Here is an 18,654-nt window from a genome sequence, read left to right as displayed (position 1 = left end):
TACATGGCCGGCGCCTCCGTGTTCCTCGCGAGGGACGTCCGGCGCGTCCGACGGTTTCTGCAAGAGCGCGCGAGGCGCCTTTCTGCTCAGATCAGTTCGACGCGATCGGCCTGTGGTCCTCGATCGCTGTGTCGTACCTGGTAGCGGACCCGATCGCCCTCGTGCAGCGCCTCGGTGCCCCTGACGACCGACACGTGCACGAACAGGTCCGCGCCACCGGCGTCCGGGGCGATGAACCCGAACCCCCGGTCCGCGTCGTAGCGCGCAACCACGCCCTCGCCGCCGCGCACCGGTGCGTCGGATGGCTCCCGGTGTCCCGACCGAGCGCGGGTCGGCGACGTCGAAGGTGCGCCCCTCGATGTCGAGCTGCGCGCGAGGCGCACGTCGCGAGCCTGCGGGCCCTTGTCGCTCACGACCACGTCGTACGTCACCCGGTCGCCCTCGTCCAGCTCCGCGAGTCCGTGGGCCAGTTCGCGGACGTGGACGAAGACGTCGGAGCCGCCCGACTCGGGGGTGATGAACCCGAAGCCCTTGTCCACGTCGTACCAGGACACGGTGCCGTCAGCCCCGTCGGAGGACTGGGCCTGCTGGGCGGCCTGGGCTCCCAGGGGGAGCAGGGGGTCAGCCTGCAGTCCCCGCTCCCCGTCGACGACGAGGAACGCCACCCGTTGTCCCTCGCGGACGACGCCGCCCCCCACGATGGCCGAGCTGTGCACGAACACCTCGCCGTCACCGTCGTCGGGAGTCACGAAGCCGTACCCCTTGGCGGGCTCGTACCAGGAGACGGTGCCGAGCACGCCCAGCGGCGTATCCGCGGCCTGGTCGGCCGTGACCCGGACGCGGCGCGCCTGCGGTCCGCGGTCCCCTTCGCCGATCTCGAACTCGACCACCTGCCCCTCGCGGAGCAGCTTCATCGCGTCGTTGCTGATGATTTCGGACGCATGCACGTACAGGTCCTCTGCCTCCGGCCCGAGGGCGATGAAGCCGAACCCTCGGTCGGCATCGAACCAGCGAACGGTTCCCTCGGTCACGGTGGGCTCCTTGTCAAAGCTACGGTCGGTGTTCCCCCCAGTCTCCCTGACGGGACGGGACGAGTGGAAACGCGTGTCAGGCTCGCTCGGCTTCCACGTGTGGTCGTAGCTCGCGACCCCGTCACCGCGACCCAACCGGCCGCGGCGAGGACGAGGCGTGAGTTCACGAGGGGGGAGTGCCACCATCGCGTCGAGATAGGTGTTCCTCATCCACGCGTCGGCCGCAAACGACCCGCGTTCGTGACAACTGTCATTGCTGGGCGGCAGGTGGTGCCCCAGGATTCCTTCAGCCGGAACGGTCTGGCGTGATTTGGGGGCAGTCATGTCGGGTGGCGCGCAGAACGAACATGGGTCTCACCGTCCTGTCACAGGTCGAGGTGGTCGGCGGTCCGCTCTTGTCCTGGGGGTGCTCATCGCAGTCACCGTTCCTGCCCTCAGTGCCGGGTCGGCTTCTGCCGTCGACGGGAATCGGACCGTCAGCGGCACTGCAGTGGGAAATGCCAGTCTCGCCGGACTGGCGCCCAACGTGACCGTTCCCCCGATCATGCACAGCCCCACCATCGTGCCGGGGGAGGAGATGGTGACCGTACGGTGGTTGGCGCCCTACAGCGGGGACACACCGACCACAGGGTTCGTCGTCACCGTCGCACAGCCCGAGAAGACCGTCACGGTCGGTGCGTCCGCACGATCGGTCACGATCACCGGCTTGACGGACATGCAGTCGTACACGATCGCGGTGCAAGCCAACAGCGACATAGGGCTCGGGCCGAAGGTGTCGCAGACTGTCATCCCAAGAGCGCACGGGCCGCGAATCGTCGCCACGGGTAGCTGGGACAACGACACGTGCTCAGACCTGGTCACTGTGAGCTCCGCCGGAGTGGTTGCACTTCACCGGGGCAACTGCCGAGGCGGATTCACGGGCAGCACGGCGATCATCGGTAGAAACCTTCAGGACGAGCGGATCCTGCTTTCCCACTACGGACCCGTTCCCCAGAACGAGATCCGCACCTTCTGGAGCGTCAACTACGACGGCACGTTTCGCGAGCATCTCGCCACGGGCGTCTATCAGTGGAACCTCAACTATGAGTACGCGCTGTCGCGCGGGTGGACCAGAATGTCCAAGGTGTTCTCGCCCGACGATTGGTCGGGGGATGGTGAACCGGACGTCATGGGCGTCAAAGACACAGGCGACCTGTACTACTACCGGCACACCGATCAGGACACCCTTGCCGGCGGTGTCCGTCTTGGCAGCGGTTGGGGCGGCTACCGCCAGCTGCTCGGGGCTGGCGACCAGAACGGCGACCACCACCCCGACATTCTCGGTCTACGCACCGACGGCACCATCTGGTTGTTCCCTGGCAACGGCCATGGAGGGTTTGCCCACCGTGGATACAAGATCGGCGGCGGGTTCAGCAACGCTCTCACCATGCTCAGCACCGATTGGAACGACGACGGAAACCCAGACCTCCTCACGGTCGACGGTCGTGGCTACCTACGCTTGTATGCCGGGAACGCCCGCGCGCAATTCACCTCCCGGGGCGTCGTCGGTGGCGGGTGGGGCGGATACCTGTAGACCCAACGGTGCCCCGCCGGGTTCGCGAGGGCTGTCGAGGGACCGGTGCCAGCCTCGGGACCTGCTGGACAATCGGCCCTGAGCGAGCGCTGTGGCGACCCTCGTGCTCCATACGAGCAGACCGCCGGCAGGCCAATCGGGCCGGGTGCACGGTGTCTGTGACGACTTCCCAGAACCCGACTTTGGCTCCGCCTGGAGTCGCCACGTACAGCCGGTCCTTGCCGTGTCGGCGCCACCGGGTCACCACGAGGTCCTGGTCGCTCGTCGTCAGATCATCGAGGTGCGCACTCCGCTCCTGCGGGCAATCGCGTGGACAGCCATCGCTCGTTGACAGTGACGAGTCGGTCACAGCCTGCTCGTGCCGACCTCAGTGCGCTACGGCTTCACGGTCACGGTGATGGGAGCCGGGAGGGGCACCTGGTCGGTCACGCCCCACGTGGTTGCCGTGTAGCGGCCTCGGGGTAGGCCGGGCATGGAGCCGTTCTTCGGCAGGCACTTGGCCATGCCCTGATCGCCGCGCGGTGAACACTCGCTGTAGGTCGCGGCAACCGTGACCGGGTAAGTCGTATCGCCCTTGGGGATCGTGATCGGTTTGGCGCAGTCCAACCATGAGGGACCGGGCGTGTAGCCGTTCCCGGTCAGGAGCACTGTGTAGATGGGCCCGCACCCGACCAGGTGGATCTCCTGCCCGGTGTTGTTGGTCAGGATGATCTGGGCCGTCACCGACTCGCCGGTGCGGATCGTTGGGGTGGGCAGGATCAGGCGAGCCGTGAGCGACCCGGCGGGCGGGGCCGCAGCGGTTCTCATCTGGCAGAAGACCGTCACACTTGCGAGGTCGGTTCGGCTGACCGTGACCGGGTCAGTGGCGCGGCACGTGGACTTCCCGTCGCCGTATCGCGGGCTGGTGCCGGTGACCGTGTACGTCCCTGGCTTGACGGCGGTGGTGAACGTGCCGTCGCTCCCAGTTTTGGTGGTGGTGGTCTGGCCGGTGGCTGACTCGAACACGATCACGCCAGGCAAGCCGAACTGCCCAGTACCCACCGGTCCTCCGCTGGAGCGCAGGACGCCTGTGACCGTTGCCGCCGACCCGGGCCCGACGACGACGCTTGTGGTCGGGGGTCGTTGAGCAGCAACGAGCGTGGGAACCAGTGCCACACCGGCAACGGCCGCCACGAGGAGGGAACCTGCGGCGATGCGCCCTCGACGGTCGCGCCCTCGGCGTGCCCGAATCAGGTCCTCGAACGGGGGCTGGCTGGTCGGCTCCTGTCGGCGCGCTTCCGCGGCCAGGAGCTCGGACAGGTCAGGCATGGTGGGCCTCCTCACGCAGCAGGGGACTGAGCGTGACGCGGGCGCGGCTCAGCCGGGACTTGACGGTTCCTTGGGCGACCCCCAGCTCGGCAGCGGTCTCGGCCACCCCCAACCCGATGAGGTAGTGCAGGACCACAACCTGCCGTTGCGCCAACGGCAGAATCGCCAATGCCCGCTGGATGTCCATCGAGTCGTCGGTCGGCACCGAAGGCGACGCGGGATGACCGAGGCGCATCAGGGCCTTGACTCCGTTGCGGGCCTTGCGGCGCCGGTTCGACAACAACCTCAACGCCACTCGCCGGGTCCACGCTTCTGGGCTGTCGAACTGGGACACGGTGGGCCACTCGCGCAACAGGCGTATGAACGCCTCTTGGACGCACTCTTCGGCTTCCGCACGGCTGCAAGCCGCCAGAGCAACGACGGCCACCAGGCGCGGGTAGCACCCTTGGTACAGATCGCGCACCGCTGCGTTGCTGGTCGAAGTCGAGTCGATCACAGCACATACACCCGCGAACTCGCTCGATGGTTCCATCCGGACCGTGCTTGTTGCCGACACACCGTCGCACCGCGCGTCAGTCGGGCACACGGGTGCACGGTCGGCGTACGAGCAAGCAAGGGGCTCACAGACTTGTCCTCGGCACGACCCTTCGACGCGGTCAGAGGCCGTTCGGCTCCCTTGCTGAACGAGGCCCCGAATCATGGCGCCCCCCGAGTGGCGCGTTGAGAGATCACGGTGCGCGAACCAGCTCTGCGCGACCACTGGCATCCGAGTACGGAGCCAGGTTTGAGCGGCCACCGAGGTCGCACTCCATCGGGGGCCGCTCTACACGCCCTCCTTTCCCCGTCGTCTCCGCGGGCGACCGAGCATGGCCGAATAGATAGTCGGGACCTACCTCCTCGGATCACGCTTCCCGAACATCCGCTCATCGGTCAGATCCGGTGAACGCGCGCCGTGCACTGAGTCGTCAGTACGGACACACCCAGTCAGGGCAACCGCCCAGCACGGCCTGTGACAGACGCCGGAGGCGCACCGAGCGGTTGGACGTCCACTACAACCGCGCGAATCCGCAGTCGTGAAAGGATGACATGGTGACCGACCGTGGACCGGCTGACGGGTGGCGTACGGGTTGGCAGCACACTCATTGGCTGAACCCGCCCCCGCAGGTCTCCCGCGACCAGGACGATCTGCTCGTCACGGCGGCGGAGGGCAGCGACCTGTGGCGAACCACCTCCTACGGGTTCATCCACGACACAGGCCACGCCCTACTCACCGACTTCCCCGACGGGACGGCAGCCGAGGTCACGTTCATCGCTGACTTCTCGGCCCAGTTCGACCAGGCGGGCCTGCTGATCCGTGCCGACGAGGAGCACTGGATCAAGGCCGGTGTCGAGTTGGCCGACGGCGTCCTGCAGCTGGGAGCAGTCGTCACGCGGGGCGTCTCGGACTGGTCGGTTGCCCCAGTGCCGGAGTGGTCGGGCCACGAGGTCGTCGTACGGGCGAGTCGCAACGGCGACGCACTCACGGTGCGGGCCAGGAGCGGTGACGAAGCCTGGCGGCTCGTGCGGGTCGCACCCTTGCCGCCCGGGCCTCTCCGCGTAGGACTTCTGTGCTGCGCGCCGACGCGCTCGGGCCTGGTCGTGCGGTTCACCGACCTGCGGCTCGTCGAGGCGGACCAGGCTCTGCACCCCTGAACGGACCCGCAGGCATGAGAGGTCGTTCCGCGCGATGACCCGGGCCGACTCGTGTGTCCCGTCCTCACTACTGCTCATACCCGAGTCATGACCTGACGAGTCGCACGCCGGTTGCGAAGAGCCAGACGAGCCATGAGGCGAGGCCGAGCAGGCCGACGAAGATCAGCGCTGACCCGTCGGCGACGGCGAGGTTCCCGATGCCTGCCGCGAGCAGCAGGCCGCCGCCCACGAGGCCGAGCATGCGCAGCCACGCGGGCGTCAAACCGCTCGCGTGGGTGGCCAGAGCCGTGCCCGCGAAGGTGGCCCCGAGCACCGGCAGCGCCAGCGCGAACGCGGCCGCGTGCACGCGCCATACGAGCTCTATCAAGGGAGTCGGCTCTGACTGGTCGCCAGCCGAGAGGGCGAGCCCGACCTGCAGGACGTTGACCAGGACGAAGACGCCCGACAGGGTCGCGCCGGCGGCGACGGCGAGACGCGCCCACTCGACGCCCTTCGCACCACGCCGGCCCACAAGACCCTCCAGCCCGGTCAGGAAAAGGAGCAGCAGCGGCAGGTACACGGCCACGACACCTGACGCGATCGCGACCGCCGCGCGGTTGGCCGCGTAGTAGTCCAGGACCTCGTTCATCGGGGAGGCGAAGGACGGTGCGCCTGTTGCTGCCAGCGCGACGTTCTCCACGATCACCAGTACGGCCACCGCCATCGCGGCCGCGCCGACGAACCGGCCTCGAGCGATCGGGCCTTGGGTCGGGGTGGTGGTGGCTTGCAGTCCTTCCATGTTCGTGCTCCTTCGTTCAGGGGTATGGGGTGATGGGCCAGTTGGCTCCACCAGGTGCGACGACTTCGCGGGAGACCCGTGGTCAGGCGGGCGGTCAGCTGCCCCCGAGGGAGGCCAGGAGGGCGGGAACGGGGTGCATCCACGTGCTCGCGTTCGCCAGGGACAGCACGAGGAAGAGGCCTCCCGCGGCGCCGTACAGGGTGGTCTGCACGAGCCACGTCGGGTCCGCGGAGCGTGACGATCCGCGGAGTCTCCACCGTCGCCGGGCCGCGCGAAGGGCCAAGGAGACGAGCGCAACGCCGGTGACAGCAGCCAGCACCGCGAACACCGCGTGGTAGAGGGTGAAGTCGCCGTGCAGCTCACGGGCGATCCCTCCAGCGGGGGAGGGGGCCCCGGCCTCCACCGCACGCCGCAGCTGACCCAGGACCCCGGACAGCTCACCGGACGCGTGCCCGGGTGGCAGGAGCGAGGCGACCGACGCGAACGGGGCTGCGGCGCCCTGCACGTTCGCGAGCAGGACTGTGAGCGCGCCGAGGAGCCAGACCACCACTGCGCCGTAGGCCACGAGCAGGAGCCGGCGACGACCACGTCCTGCGGCCTCCACCCGGCGGCGCACCGTCGAGGCCAGGCCCACGAGGGCCAGGACGAGCAGGCCGGCGATGAGTGCCTTGACGAGGTGGAACTCCCGCCAGACGGCGGTCAGCTCGGCCAAGGACGGCGAGTCGGTCACGGGCCTCGACAGGTCGGCACGGATGAAGCCAGATTCTGAAGCCACGACGAGGTCGGACTCGCCGGTGTAACCGCGGCGGGCGACGAAGCCGACCGGGACGAGGAAGACGGCCGGGGTGAGGAGGGCCGCCGCCCACAGCACGAGGTGATGGCGCACCGGGGTGCGGGCGTTCATGACATGGCCCCAGCCGACCGCGGACTGGCGTGCGGCCCTCCACCCCCGCGCGACCCACCGGTTCCGGGACGCGCTCTGCGAGCGGACTGTGCGATCGGGGGCGCCGGTCGACGCCGACATGGCACAAGACAGTGCAGTCACAAGATGACCTCCCGACGAGACTCTTACAGCGTAAAGCACGATACTTTACTTCGTAAAGGTCGATGCCCAGGTGCAACAGGAGTCAGGGATGAGTCAGGGGCAACCCCTACAGCGCGGCGCCCTGACGGTTCAGGGCATCCTCGAGGAAGCGACGGCTCTCGCCGACGACGGTGGTTTGGCGGCACTGTCCATGCGGGCGCTCGGGCGACGGCTCGGTGTGGAGGGCATGGCCGTCTACCACCACTTCGCGAACAAGGAAGCGCTCCTGGATGCCCTCGTCGACCGGGTCTTCAATGAGATGGCCCTCCCCGAGGGTGAGGACTGGCGAGTCGGCCTGCGCGCGAGGTCGGTGTCGGAACGCCTGGTCCTGCGCCGGCACCCCTGGGCCATCGGGCTGGTCGAGTCCCGGACCGCGCCGGGGCCGATCACGCTGGCACACCAGGACCACGTCATCGGCTACCTCCGTGCTCGCGGCTTCGCTGGCCGTGGGTCGGCGCAGGTCCTGGCCTTCCTCGATGCCTACGTCTACGGGTTCGTCCTGCAGGAGCTGGCCCTGCCCACCGATCCCACCCCCGTCGTCGACGTGGTGCGCGAGCATGAGGGGCCGAGTCCGTATCCCCATCTCGACGCCCTCATCACCGAGGTCGTCGAGGCCGGCTACGACTTCGCCGACGAGTTCGACGTCGGTCTCGACCTGCTGCTCGACGCGATGGGGGCCTTGCGAGGCTGATCCGGGGCCGGTGCGATCCCTTGACAGCAATTGGGCATCCTGCGACGTTGGTCCGTGACCCACTTCGGTGGCGCCGCCCCGGACCCGGCGGTGACAGGAAAGTCACAGGCACGTCGGGACGGGGTTCTTCCATGCGGCGCTGGATCACGAGGCAGGCGGGGGCGGGGGAGCGGAAGACCCGGTGTCTTCCCGACGCCGTCGGGGGCCCGAGATGACTCCCGCCAGCGATGTGGCGATCACGTGTCTGGCCCTCGAGGCGGTCGCCGGGGCGGCGACGATGCTGGTGGGCAGGTCCTTCGATGACGTCGTCCGTACTGCCCCCGCCCTGGTGCTCGACGGCGTTCCCGGGGCCCGTCGTGTCGAGCTGGTGGTGACCCGTGTCGGCCACGCGGAGCCGCTGGTGGTCAGCGCCGACCAGGAGCAGCAGGAGCAGTCGCGGTCCACCAGAGCCTGCGCGGAAGTGGTCCTCGACGTCGCCGTGCCCGACTGTGGCGCGGTCGGGCGCCTCGCGATCGCCACCACGGCGCCGCGCCACCTGCTCCAGGTCGCGACCATGACGGCAGAGCTCATGGCGATCCAGGTCGAGCTGGCCCTCGACCTGGCCCACACCAAGGAGCTCAACCAGGACCTGCATTCCCTGCTGCGGACCGCCCGGGACTCCGGCATCGTCAGGGGCCTCCTCATGGGTGACGGTGACCTGAGCGAACAAGCACTCCTGGAGCTGTTCCGCGAGCTGGCCCACGAGACGGGGGACGCACCTGCGCCCGACCTGCTGGAGCTGGACCCTCCACCGGAGTCGAAGGCGCCCAACCTGCGCCTCCTCTGAACTCGGAGGCGCTGCTCACCCCCTTCGCGGCAGACGCGCGCCAGCCGCTCCTCGCCCGCCTCTCTGACTCTCCACAACCCTCGTCACCGGCCCGGGGGTGTCCGCGCCGGAGGTCTTCGCCATGATGGGTCCGACGCGAACACGGCCGACTCAGAGAGGAGGAGGTATGCAGGACGTGGCAGTCCCGGTCTTCTTCCTGTCCGACAGCACCGGCATCAGCGCGGAGACGATGGGCAATGCACTCCTCATCCAGTTCCCGGACCTCGTCTTCGAACGCCGCCTCATCCCCTTCATCGCCACCGCCGACGAGGCCCGCAAGGTCGTGGCGATCCTGGATGCGGCGATGGACGGGCCGGTGACACCGCTGGCGTTCACCACGGCCGCGACCGACGAGGTCCGCGAGATCCTGCACACCTCCAGGTGCCCCATCATCGACTTCTTCGAGATGCACATGGAGAAGGTCGAGGCGATCCTCGGCAAGTCCGGGGCGCGGGTCGCCGCACGACTGCACGGCGTCGGCGACATCAAGCGGTACAACTCCCGGATGCAGGCGATCGAGTTCGCGATCGAGCACGACGACGGGCAGAGCCTGCGCGCGCTCGACCGGGCCGAGGTCATCCTCGTGGCGCCCTCGCGGTGCGGGAAGACGCCGACCACCATGTACCTCGCTCTCCAGCACGGTGTCTTCGTCGCCAACTACCCCCTGCTGGACGAGGACCTGGAGAGCACGCAGCTGCCGCGCCCCCTGGCCCAGCTCGGGGACCGGTGCTTCGGCCTCATCGCCACCCCCGCGCGGCTGAGCGAGGTCCGCCAGCAGCGCCGTCCGAACTCGCCCTACGCGTCCCTGGAGCAGTGCTCCAAGGAGCTGCGCCGGGCCGACGCGCTCTACAAGGCCAACGGCATACCCGTCATCAACTCCACGACGAGGTCGGTCGAGGAGATGTCCACCCTCATCCTGCAAACCCTGGGTTCGCGCCCCTCCCACGAAAGAAGTCGCCCATGACCAACGTCCTGTGGTTCTTCACCATCGGCATGAAGGACATCGACCAGGTCGGCGGCAAGAACGCCTCCCTCGGGGAGATGGTGAGCAACCTGGCGTCGGCGGGGGTGCGTGTCCCGGACGGGTTCGCGACGACGGCCGACGCCTACCGCCGGTTCATCGCGCACGAGGGGTTGTCGCAGACCATCGTCGAGCTGATGGCCGGACTGGACAGCGAGGACGTGATCGCCCTGGCCGACGTCGGCCAGCAGGTCCGCGAGGCGATCGTCCGGCAGCCGCTGCCGGACGACGTGGAGGCCGACATCCGGGCCGCGTACGACCAGCTGGTGGCCGACAACGACGAGGCCTCGTTCGCGGTGCGGTCGAGCGCCACCGCGGAGGACCTCCCCGACGCGTCGTTCGCGGGCCAGCAGGAGACCTTCCTCAACATCCGTGGCATCGACGCCGTCCTCCAGGCCGTCAAGGAGGTGTATGCGTCGCTGTACAACGACCGCGCCATCGCCTACCGCGTCCACCACGGGTTCGAGCACGAGGAGGTCGCACTCTCGGCCGGGGTGCAGCGCATGGTGCGCTCGGACATCGGTGCCTCGGGCGTGATGTTCACGATGGACACCGAGTCCGGCTTCGACGACGCCGTCTTCATCACCTCGTCCTACGGGCTCGGTGAGGCGGTCGTGCAGGGCGCGGTGAACCCCGACGAGTTCTACGTCTACAAGCCGGGCCTGCGCGCTGGGCGCCCGGCCATCCTCAAGCGGGGGGTGGGCGGCAAGGCGACCAAGATGGTCTACACGTCCGACGCGGCCGTGGGCAGGACGACGGAGTTCGTCGACGTCGACCCGGCCGACCAGCCGCTGCTGAGCCTCACCGACGCCGAGGTCGAGGAGCTGGCGCGGCACGCGCTGGTCATCGAGGACCACTACGGACGTCCCATGGACATCGAGTGGGGCAAGGACGGCACCGACGACCAGCTCTACATCCTCCAGGCGCGGCCGGAGACGGTGAAGTCACGGCAGTCGGCGACCACGATCTCGCGCTACCGGATCAACGAGAAGGGGCCGCTGCTGGTCGAGGGCCGGGCCATCGGGCAGAAGGTCGGCGCCGGCCCGGTGCGGGTGCTGAAGTCGGCCGACCAGATGCGCGACTTCCACCCGGGCGAGGTCCTCGTCGCGGACATGACCGACCCGGACTGGGAGCCGATCATGAAGCGGGCCAGCGCGATCGTGACCAACCGTGGTGGTCGCACCTGCCACGCCGCCATCATCGCCCGCGAGCTCGGCATCCCCGCCGTCGTGGGCGCGGGCAACGCGACGCAGGAGCTCCCGGACGGACGCGAGGTCACGGTCTCGTGCGCCGAGGGCGACACCGGGTACGTCTACGACGGGCTGCTCGACTTCGCAGTCGAGGAGACGGACATGCAGGCGATGCCTGACATCCCCGTCGGGATCATGATGAACGTCGGGACCCCGGACCAGGCGTTCGCGTTCTCCCGCCTGCCGAACGAGGGCGTCGGGTTGGCACGCCTGGAGTTCATCATCAACCGCCAGATCGGCATCCACCCCAAGGCGTTGCTCGACCACGAGCAGTTGACCGGCACGGTGCGCGAGCAGGTGGACGCGGCCGTCGCCCCCTACGCGTCGCCGAGGGAGTACTTTGTCCAGCGGGTCGCCGAAGGCGTCGCCACGATCGCTGCGGCGTTCGCGCCCAAGCCGGTCATCGTGCGGATGTCGGACTTCAAGTCCAACGAGTACGCCAACCTCATCGGTGGCGAGCTCTACGAGCCGCACGAGGAGAACCCGATGATCGGCTACCGCGGCGCGTCCCGGTACCTGTCGGAGGAGTTCCGGGAGTGCTTCGCCATGGAGTGCGAGGCGCTGCGCTTCGTCCGCGACGACATGGGGCTGACGAACGTCAAGGTCATGATCCCGTTCGTCCGCACCGTCACCGAGGCAGAGGGCGTCATCAAGCTGTTGGGGGACAACGGTCTTCGCCGCGGCGAGAACGACCTGTCCGTGATCATGATGTGCGAGCTTCCGTCCAACGCGGTCATCGCAGACCAGTTCCTCGACCACTTCGACGGTTTTTCCATCGGCTCCAACGACATGACCCAGCTGACCCTCGGCCTGGACCGCGACTCCAGCCTCGTGGCAGCGGGCTTCGACGAGCGCGACCCGGCGGTGAAGTTCATGCTCTCCGCAGCAATCACCGCCTGCAAGGCGCGGGGCAAGTACGTGGGCATCTGCGGCCAGGGGCCGAGCGACCACCCCGACCTGGCCGAGTGGCTGCTCGAGCAGGGCATCGACACCATGTCGCTCAACCCCGACACGGTCGTTGAGACCTGGACCCGACTGGGCCGCCGGAGCTGATCCCGCAGCGCCCCCACCCTCGACGAAGGTGGGGGCGCTGCGGGGTGGGGTCTGCGGGACGGGGGAGCGGTCAGGCGACGGTGACGGTCTCGTCGGCAATGAGGACACCAGCTGTGCGCGTGGCGACGGGCTTGTCTGCCCAGTTCCCGCCGGCGCAAAGGATTCGTGACACGTAGGCGGCTCCCCCGGTTACGGCGACGACCGGCACCGAACTCGCTGTGGCGGTGGCGCGACAGGTCCACGTGTTCGTGATCAGGGCGGTACCGCCCTTCACCATGATCAGGGCGGTGTCCCTCTGGTCGGTGAAGTCGGTGGGGCGGGCCATGCCGAAGTTGAGTTTGGTGTTCGTGAAAGAGACGCCGCCGCCCTTGACGACGATGAGGGCACCCATGGCGGGGTCATTGGCGTTGTTTCCTTCGAAGACACAGTCGGTGAAGTCGAGTCCGCCCTGGTGGGAGGCTCCGGCTTCGACGAGGAGCGGGCGGGAGCCGCCGCGGGCGGTGAGGTACAGGTTGCGCACGGCACTCTTGGTGACGTGGCTGAAGCGCATGAGGTACTTGCCGCCGTTGGCACCGGACCAGGCGTAGTTCATGTCGCCGGCGACCCACAGGAAGTTGTCGGAGCCGCGCAGCGAGAACTGCGTGTCCTGCACCGCGACGCAGGTCCAGGAGCCCTTGGTGGTGACCAGCGTCATCGAGAACGGGTCGGCCGGGGTGCCCAGGACGTGCTTGCACCGCGACGCAGGTCCAGGAGCCCTTGGTGGTGACCAGCGTCATCGAGAACGGGTCGGCCGGGGTGCCCAGGACGTGCTTGAACCCGTAGAACGACAGCGTGTCGAAGGTGGCGGCGTAGCAGGTCCCGGCACTGTAGGGGTGGTGGTAGAACTGCGTCACGGCGTTCGAGGACTTGAACGTGATGCCGGCGACCATGACGTTGTACGTCGTGGCGGTGCCGACCAGCCACGACTTCGCGCCGTTGCCGCAGTTCAGGGTGACGGTGCACTGGGGGAGTGCGCCACCCGAACCCGAGATCTCGGGGTTCTGCCATCCGACGTTCGGGCCGAGGATCCGCAGGCCGGAGAACGTCGTCCGCGTCTGCGTGAACGTGTGGGCGCGACCGGAGAGCCGGATGGCGCGGCGCGGGCACGAGACCTTCGCGACCGCGAGCGCCTGGGTGAGCTTCTCGTCGTCGGTGCCGGTGAACGAGTCCAGGAGGATGTCGTCCTGGGCGGTGGCTGCGCCGGCAGGAGCTGCGCCGGTGACGGCAGCGCCGGTGGCGACGACGGCGGCGACACCGAGCGTCTTCAGGACGGTCCGGCGGGCTGAGGTGCTGGTCTCGACAGACATGGGGGGTCTCCGTTGCTTCCAGGTGGTCGGGTGGTCAGGGGAGCCACCACGACTCGCGGATCGGGGGCTCCGCGACTCCTCCATCGTGGGCACTGGGCTGCGCAGGGCTGGTCGACTTGGCCAAGCCTTGACGGTCGTCTCGTCCGTTCGTCCAGCCTGGTCTCACCCAACCGGTGGCCGACCGTCGTCACTCACCCGAGGCGCGGCAGTGCGAGCAGTCCCCACGCGCCATACCTGCCGGTGCATCCGCACCAGACGCCGACCGAACCCTCGCGCCCCACACGAACGACGTTCTGGGGCAAGCCGATTCGGGGGCCGCGTCGAAGCACCGACATGGGACTCCGAGCCGACCTGACCGCCTGGACCATGGGTCGCAGCGCATCGCGCACCGTGACGTACGGCGACGCGCTCCAGTTCGAGGGCGGCGACCTGGCAGCGCCGACCGAGGTCCGCGTCCCGACGCGCCACGGTGCGGTGCGCTGCGAGCTGTACCGGCCGCGCGGTGAACCCACCGGGGTGCTCGTGCACCTCCACGGTGGTGCCTTCGTCATGCGGTACCCGGCGATGGACGACTTCTGGGCTCGCTACATGGCAGCCCGTGCGGGGGTGGTCGTGCTCAACGTCGACTACGACGTCGCCCCTCGGCACCGCTACCCGGTGGGGCACGAAGAGGCGTACGACGTCCTGGCCTGGGCCGCGTGGTCCGCCCAGACACTGTTGCCTCGTGGCACGCCCGTGGCGGTCAGCGGCCTCAGCGCCGGTGGCAATCTCGCTGCAGCGGCGTGCCTGCTGGCCCGTGACGACGGGTCGGTCCGGCCCGCCCTCCAGGTCCTCGGGGTGCCCTCGCTCGACGTGGCCGAGCCCGTCGCCACCAAGGTGGCGCGAGCACCTCGAGCCATGATCGGGACCGAGCTGCTCGACCTCGTCCGGGCGACGTACTTCCGCGACGCCTCCCGCCGCGGGGAGGCCTACGCCTCACCCTTGCGCGCGGACCGATTCGACGGCCTCGCACCGGCCCTCGTCATGACCGCTCAGCACGACGTCCTGCGCCACGAGGGGGACGCGTATGCGGTGCGGCTCGCGGACGCCGGCGTGCCCGTCGAGCACCTCGTCGTCGAAGGGGCCGACCACTACTTCCTCGACCGCGACCCGCGGCGCGCGCGGGCGATCCTCGAACGGGTGGCGGTCCACCTGCGGGCGTCGTTGGCGGACTCCTGAACGACTGCGGGACCGCTGGGCGGCAGCGGTGGGTCAGACGCTGGTTGCGGCCTTGCGGAACAGGCCCGAGAGGTTGTTCCCCAGCAGGACGACAGCCGCGATGATCACGATGGCGATGAGCGCCACCATCAGGCCGTACTCGACCGCGGTGGCGCCGCGCTCCCGGGAGAGGGTCGTGAGGCGTGCAGCCAGCCGGTGCGTCATACGGCGTCCTTCGCTCGTGGGGGCCCTGGGTGCGGACCAGGGTGGGGGGAGCACCAGTCTTTCCCACCTGCCCCAGCGGTACCTCCGCGTAACGGGTTCCTGTCCATCGACCGAACGGTGGAGGGGGTGCCGCGCTCGGTGTCGCGCCCTACGGTGGATCCATGCGGATCACCCACCTCGGCCATGCCTGCCTCCTCGTCGAGCTCGCGGACGCACGCATCCTGATCGACCCGGGAACCTTCTCCCCGGATGCCCAGGGTCAGCGCGACCTCGACGCCGTGCTGGTCACCCACCAGCACCCCGACCACGTGGACGTGGAGCGACTCCCGGGACTGCTGTCGGCCAACTCCGGGGTCAGGCTCGTCACGGACCCCGAGACCGCGAAGCAGCTCGGGGACAAGGGGATCGAGGCAGAGCCCCTACAGGCGGGCGCAGAGGTCTCCGTGGGCGCGGTCACGGTCACCGGGGTGGGCGAGATGCACGCCCTCATCCACGACGACATCCCACGGATCCACAACACGGGGATGCGCGTGACGGCAGCGGGGGAGCCGACGTTCTTCCATCCGGGTGACGCCCTCGACGCCGAGCCCGGGGAGGTCGACGTCCTCGCCTTCCCCCTCAGCGCGCCGTGGGCGCGCAGCCGCGACATGACCGGGTTCCTGCGCAGGCTCGCGGCCCCGCAGGCCATCCCCGTCCATGACGCCCTGCTCAGCGAGGTCGGGCGCACGCTCTACCTCACCCAGGCGGGCAACCTCGGGTTCCCGGACACGCAGATCCACGACCTGTCGGGTGGCGCGAGCCGGGAGTTCCACGCCTGACCGGCGGGCGGCGCCTTTCGGCCGACGTCCCCGGTGGCCGGACTCGATTTGGTGGTTAGGTAAGCCTCACCTACGCTCGTGACGTGCCCAAGGACCCCAAGGCCAGGTCGACCACGACCGCCAAGGCCAAGAAGAAGTGCTGCAAGGACAAGCCGCGCTGCAAGCAGTGCCCGGTCGTCCTCATGCGCCTGGAGAAGATGGGCTACGCCGAGCAGGACGACACGAAGCCGCGGCGCTACACCGTTCGGTCTGACGTCCCGAAGAAGGCCATGCTGGTGGCGCGTCAGCGCTAGCGTCGTGGCCATGCCGGACGACCAGATCGCCCTGGGCCTGCGGGGCCTGACCAAGCGCTTCGGCGACATGGTCGCCGTCGACCACCTGGACCTTGACGTCCCGCGGGGCTCGTTCTTCGGCCTCGTCGGTCCCAACGGTGCCGGCAAGACGACCACGCTCTCGATGGCCACGGGCCTGCTGCGACCCGACCAGGGCACGGCCCACGTCCTCGGCGCCGACGTCTGGAGCGACCCGGTCGCGGCCAAGGCCCGGATCGGGGTGCTGCCCGACGGCCTGCGGTTGTTCGACCGGCTGACCGGTCGTCAGCTCGTCACCTACGCAGGCCTGCTGCGGGGCATGGACCGGGAGCTCGTCAGGCAGCGGACCGACGAGCTGCTGGCGGCCCTCGGGCTCACCGACGCCGCGGAGAAGCTCGTCATCGACTACTCGGCCGGCATGACCAAGAAGGTCACGCTGGCCTGTGCCCTGATCCACGCCCCGCGCTTGCTCGTCCTCGACGAACCGTTCGAGGCGGTCGACCCCGTCTCGGCGCGGACCATCCGCGGCATCCTGGAGGACTTCGCCGCCAACGGTGGCACGGTCGTCCTCTCCAGCCACGTCATGGACCTCGTCGAGCGGATCTGCAGCCACGTGGCGATCATCGCCGCCGGACAGGTGCGCGCCCACGGCACCGTCGACGACGTCCGGGCCGGGATGAGCCTCGACGACCGGTTCCTCGACCTCGTCGGGGGACAGACCGACGTGGAGGGGCTCGCATGGTTGCGCACCTCCTCCGACTGAAGCTCGACCTGCTGCGCAACGGGTTCCGGCGCAGCGTGGCAGCCCTGGTCGGGATGGTGCTGGGCATGCTCTACGGCGGCGGCATCGTCATCGGGATCCTCGTGCTGATGGCAACACTGCGATTCCAGGGGGACGCGGAGCTGACCCGCACCGTCCTCACCGTGGGTGGAGCAGGCCTGGTCGCCGGCTGGGCGCTGCTGCCCGTCGTCCTCTTCGGCATCGACCCGACCCTGGACCCGACACGGTTCGCGACGTTCGCGGTCCGGGAACGGACGCTCGCCGTGGGGCTGCTCCTCAGTGCCCTCGTCGGGCTGCCGGGGATCGGGACCGTGCTGATCGTCCTCGGCATGGTGTTCGCCTCCACGCGCAGCCCGCTCGCGGCCCTCGTGGCACTCGTGGGAGGAGTGCTGGGCCTCGCGGCCTGCCTCATCGCCAGCCGGGTCGTCTCCGGCGCCGCCGCCGCGGTGCTGGCCTCGCGGCGGGGCCGCGACGTCGCCGGTGTCGGGGGACTGTTGTTCTTCCTCGCCGTGGGACCGCTCCTGGGCTTCATCAACGACGGGGGTGTCACCCGTGAGCGCCTCGTCGGCCTGGCCGACGTCCTCGCGTGGACGCCGCTCGGGTGGGCGTGGGCGGCGTCGGGCGACGTGCTGCTCGGTCACTGGGGCCGGGCCGGCCTGCGTCTTCTCCTCGCAGCGGCCACGGCGCTGGTGCTGTTCCTCGTCTGGGAACGCCTGCTCGTGTCGGTCCTGCGCAACCCGAGGGGGTCGACCGGGGAGGGTGGCGGCGCCCGCCGGGGCCTGGGCCTGTTCGCGGCGCTCCCCGGCACACCGATGGGCGCGATCGCGGCCCGGGCCGGCACCTACTGGATCCGCGACCCGCGCTTCAACTTCCCGGCCATCATGACGGTCCTGCTCCCGGCCGGGCTGCTGTTCCCCGGACTGGCTGGTGACGGGTCGGACGGCCTGCTCGCGGTCATGCCCCTCGTGGCCGCCTACCTCATCGGCTGGGGGCAGCACAACGACGTCGGCTACGACTCCACGGCCTTCTGGCTGCACGTGGCCTCGGGGGTGGACGGGGTGGCGGACCGGGTGGGACGGCTGTTCCCCTCGGGGGTGCTGGCCCTCGTCTGCGTGCCCGGCTACGCCCTCCTGGGACCCCTGCTGGGCGGCTCGTGGGCGTACTTCCCGGCGGCGCTGGGCACCGGCGTGGCGGTGGTGCTCAACGGGTTCGCCGTCGCGTCGGTCACCAGCGCGGTCAAGCAGTATGCCGTGCCCTCGCCGGGTGAGAGCCCGTTCAGCAGCCGCCCGGGTTCGGTCGGCGTGACCTTCGCGGTGCAGACCGTGTGCGGGGGCGCCGTCATGGCGTTGTCGCTGCCGGCGCTGGTGCTGTTCGCGGTGGCCCTGTTCGGGCATGCCTGGGCGGCCTGGCTGGTGCTGGTCCTCGGGCCGGTGCTGGGGGCCGCGGCCTTCGTCGTCGCGGTGCGCGTAGGTGCCGACCTGTTCCGCAGGCGCCAGGCGGACCTGCTCCAGGACCTCGTCTCGATGCGCTGACGTGCCTCGCCCCGTCCGCGCCGTGACGGCCGTGGTCGTGCTGGCCACGGTCACGGTCGTCGGTGCCTGCTCGACGGCGCCGGCGACAGGCGAGTCGT

The 18,654-nt window shown here is 69.4% G+C and carries 18 protein-coding genes; 11 read left to right on the top strand and 7 right to left on the bottom strand.

What is annotated here, in order from left to right; genetic code table 11:
• Positions 1-86: 86 nt before the first annotated feature.
• The gene (locus ASC58_RS15100) at positions 87-1,031 is read right to left on the bottom strand and encodes a cold-shock protein (protein ID WP_056919896.1); all 945 of its coding nucleotides are present in this window, start codon (positions 1,029-1,031) and stop codon (positions 87-89) included.
• Between the two features lie 406 nt (positions 1,032-1,437).
• Here ASC58_RS15100 and ASC58_RS15095 point away from each other — a divergent pair, with 406 nt between their 5' ends.
• Positions 1,438-2,604, top strand: coding sequence for an FG-GAP-like repeat-containing protein (locus ASC58_RS15095; protein ID WP_162246862.1), 1,167 nt, complete (start codon positions 1,438-1,440; stop codon positions 2,602-2,604).
• 375 nt (positions 2,605-2,979) lie between these two features.
• Here the strand turns inward: ASC58_RS15095 and ASC58_RS15090 are convergent, their stop codons facing one another.
• Entirely contained in the window at positions 2,980-3,912 is a 933-nt protein-coding gene (locus ASC58_RS15090; protein WP_157598543.1) for a hypothetical protein, read from the bottom strand.
• Complete coding sequence (locus ASC58_RS20715; protein WP_056919893.1) at positions 3,905-4,408, bottom strand: RNA polymerase sigma factor; 504 nt, start codon at positions 4,406-4,408, stop codon at positions 3,905-3,907. The genes ASC58_RS15090 and ASC58_RS20715 overlap by 8 nt, the downstream gene beginning before the upstream one ends.
• A gap of 593 nt (positions 4,409-5,001) precedes the next feature.
• Between ASC58_RS20715 and ASC58_RS15080 the strand changes: the two genes are divergently transcribed.
• Entirely contained in the window at positions 5,002-5,604 is a 603-nt protein-coding gene (locus ASC58_RS15080) for a DUF1349 domain-containing protein (RefSeq protein ID WP_369796243.1), read from the top strand.
• A gap of 85 nt (positions 5,605-5,689) precedes the next feature.
• On the opposite strand, the gene ASC58_RS15075 is transcribed toward ASC58_RS15080, so the two are convergent.
• On the bottom strand, positions 5,690-6,382 hold the full coding sequence (locus tag ASC58_RS15075) for a hypothetical protein (protein WP_056919891.1): 693 nt from the start codon (positions 6,380-6,382) through the stop codon (positions 5,690-5,692).
• 94 nt (positions 6,383-6,476) lie between these two features.
• Positions 6,477-7,286 carry a hypothetical protein gene (locus ASC58_RS15070; RefSeq protein WP_056919890.1) on the bottom strand — a complete coding sequence of 270 codons (810 nt, stop codon included), beginning with the start codon at positions 7,284-7,286 and terminating at the stop codon, positions 6,477-6,479.
• Between the two features lie 229 nt (positions 7,287-7,515).
• On the opposite strand from ASC58_RS15070, the gene ASC58_RS15065 reads away from it, so the two are divergent.
• From ASC58_RS15065 to ppsA, 4 genes are all read left to right on the top strand, one after another.
• Entirely contained in the window at positions 7,516-8,157 is a 642-nt protein-coding gene (locus ASC58_RS15065; RefSeq protein WP_056919889.1) for a TetR/AcrR family transcriptional regulator, read from the top strand.
• 211 nt (positions 8,158-8,368) lie between these two features.
• A complete protein-coding gene (locus tag ASC58_RS15060) occupies positions 8,369-8,983 on the top strand; it encodes a hypothetical protein (protein WP_157598541.1) in 615 nt (204 codons plus the stop codon).
• Between the two features lie 166 nt (positions 8,984-9,149).
• Positions 9,150-9,986 carry a pyruvate, water dikinase regulatory protein gene (locus ASC58_RS15055; protein ID WP_157598540.1) on the top strand — a complete coding sequence of 279 codons (837 nt, stop codon included), beginning with the start codon at positions 9,150-9,152 and terminating at the stop codon, positions 9,984-9,986.
• A complete protein-coding gene (ppsA, locus tag ASC58_RS15050) occupies positions 9,983-12,346 on the top strand; it encodes a phosphoenolpyruvate synthase (protein WP_056919887.1) in 2,364 nt (787 codons plus the stop codon). The genes ASC58_RS15055 and ppsA overlap by 4 nt, the downstream gene beginning before the upstream one ends.
• A 70-nt stretch (positions 12,347-12,416) precedes the next feature.
• Here ppsA and ASC58_RS15045 read toward each other — a convergent pair whose 3' ends face one another.
• Positions 12,417-13,040, bottom strand: coding sequence for a hypothetical protein (locus ASC58_RS15045; protein ID WP_056919886.1), 624 nt, complete (start codon positions 13,038-13,040; stop codon positions 12,417-12,419).
• 985 nt (positions 13,041-14,025) lie between these two features.
• On the opposite strand from ASC58_RS15045, the gene ASC58_RS15035 reads away from it, so the two are divergent.
• Positions 14,026-14,910 (top strand): alpha/beta hydrolase, encoded by an 885-nt coding sequence (locus ASC58_RS15035; protein ID WP_200947840.1) that lies wholly within the window; start codon positions 14,026-14,028, stop codon positions 14,908-14,910.
• Between the two features lie 33 nt (positions 14,911-14,943).
• Here the strand turns inward: ASC58_RS15035 and ASC58_RS15030 are convergent, their stop codons facing one another.
• Entirely contained in the window at positions 14,944-15,114 is a 171-nt protein-coding gene (locus ASC58_RS15030) for a Flp family type IVb pilin (RefSeq protein ID WP_056919884.1), read from the bottom strand.
• A 161-nt stretch (positions 15,115-15,275) separates the two neighbouring features.
• Here ASC58_RS15030 and ASC58_RS15025 point away from each other — a divergent pair, with 161 nt between their 5' ends.
• From ASC58_RS15025 to ASC58_RS15010, 4 genes are all read left to right on the top strand, one after another.
• Complete coding sequence (locus ASC58_RS15025; RefSeq protein WP_056919883.1) at positions 15,276-15,932, top strand: MBL fold metallo-hydrolase; 657 nt, start codon at positions 15,276-15,278, stop codon at positions 15,930-15,932.
• 83 nt (positions 15,933-16,015) lie between these two features.
• Positions 16,016-16,225, top strand: coding sequence for a hypothetical protein (locus tag ASC58_RS15020; protein ID WP_056919882.1), 210 nt, complete (start codon positions 16,016-16,018; stop codon positions 16,223-16,225).
• Between the two features lie 10 nt (positions 16,226-16,235).
• Entirely contained in the window at positions 16,236-17,006 is a 771-nt protein-coding gene (locus ASC58_RS15015) for an ABC transporter ATP-binding protein (protein ID WP_056920105.1), read from the top strand.
• Complete coding sequence (locus ASC58_RS15010) at positions 16,982-18,556, top strand: hypothetical protein (RefSeq protein WP_056919881.1); 1,575 nt, start codon at positions 16,982-16,984, stop codon at positions 18,554-18,556. The genes ASC58_RS15015 and ASC58_RS15010 overlap by 25 nt, the downstream gene beginning before the upstream one ends.
• Positions 18,557-18,654 lie beyond the last annotated feature (98 nt).

The sequence above is a fragment of the Phycicoccus sp. Root101 genome, from assembly GCF_001426245.1.
Lineage (GTDB): Bacteria > Actinomycetota > Actinomycetes > Actinomycetales > Dermatophilaceae > Pedococcus.
The sequence above is the reverse complement of the archived record's forward strand: the minus strand, read 5'-3'. Positions and strand labels throughout refer to the sequence as shown.

Excerpts from the sequence above, each read along its gene's own strand:
- ASC58_RS15090 (WP_157598543.1), bottom strand. The coding sequence starts at position 3,912 with ATGCCTGACCTGTCCGAGCTCCTGGCCGCGGAAGCGCGCCGACAGGAG.
- ASC58_RS15075 (WP_056919891.1), bottom strand. The coding sequence starts at position 6,382 with ATGGAAGGACTGCAAGCCACCACCACCCCGACCCAAGGCCCGATCGCT.
- ASC58_RS15070 (WP_056919890.1), bottom strand. The coding sequence starts at position 7,286 with ATGAACGCCCGCACCCCGGTGCGCCATCACCTCGTGCTGTGGGCGGCG.
- ASC58_RS15065 (WP_056919889.1), top strand. The coding sequence starts at position 7,516 with ATGAGTCAGGGGCAACCCCTACAGCGCGGCGCCCTGACGGTTCAGGGC.
- ASC58_RS15060 (WP_157598541.1), top strand. The coding sequence starts at position 8,369 with ATGACTCCCGCCAGCGATGTGGCGATCACGTGTCTGGCCCTCGAGGCG.
- ASC58_RS15055 (WP_157598540.1), top strand. The coding sequence starts at position 9,150 with ATGCAGGACGTGGCAGTCCCGGTCTTCTTCCTGTCCGACAGCACCGGC.
- ppsA (WP_056919887.1), top strand. The coding sequence starts at position 9,983 with ATGACCAACGTCCTGTGGTTCTTCACCATCGGCATGAAGGACATCGAC.
- ASC58_RS15045 (WP_056919886.1), bottom strand. The coding sequence starts at position 13,040 with ATGACGCTGGTCACCACCAAGGGCTCCTGGACCTGCGTCGCGGTGCAG.
- ASC58_RS15035 (WP_200947840.1), top strand. The coding sequence starts at position 14,026 with ATGGGACTCCGAGCCGACCTGACCGCCTGGACCATGGGTCGCAGCGCA.
- ASC58_RS15030 (WP_056919884.1), bottom strand. The coding sequence starts at position 15,114 with ATGACGCACCGGCTGGCTGCACGCCTCACGACCCTCTCCCGGGAGCGC.
- ASC58_RS15025 (WP_056919883.1), top strand. The coding sequence starts at position 15,276 with ATGCGGATCACCCACCTCGGCCATGCCTGCCTCCTCGTCGAGCTCGCG.
- ASC58_RS15015 (WP_056920105.1), top strand. The coding sequence starts at position 16,236 with ATGCCGGACGACCAGATCGCCCTGGGCCTGCGGGGCCTGACCAAGCGC.
- ASC58_RS15010 (WP_056919881.1), top strand. The coding sequence starts at position 16,982 with ATGGTTGCGCACCTCCTCCGACTGAAGCTCGACCTGCTGCGCAACGGG.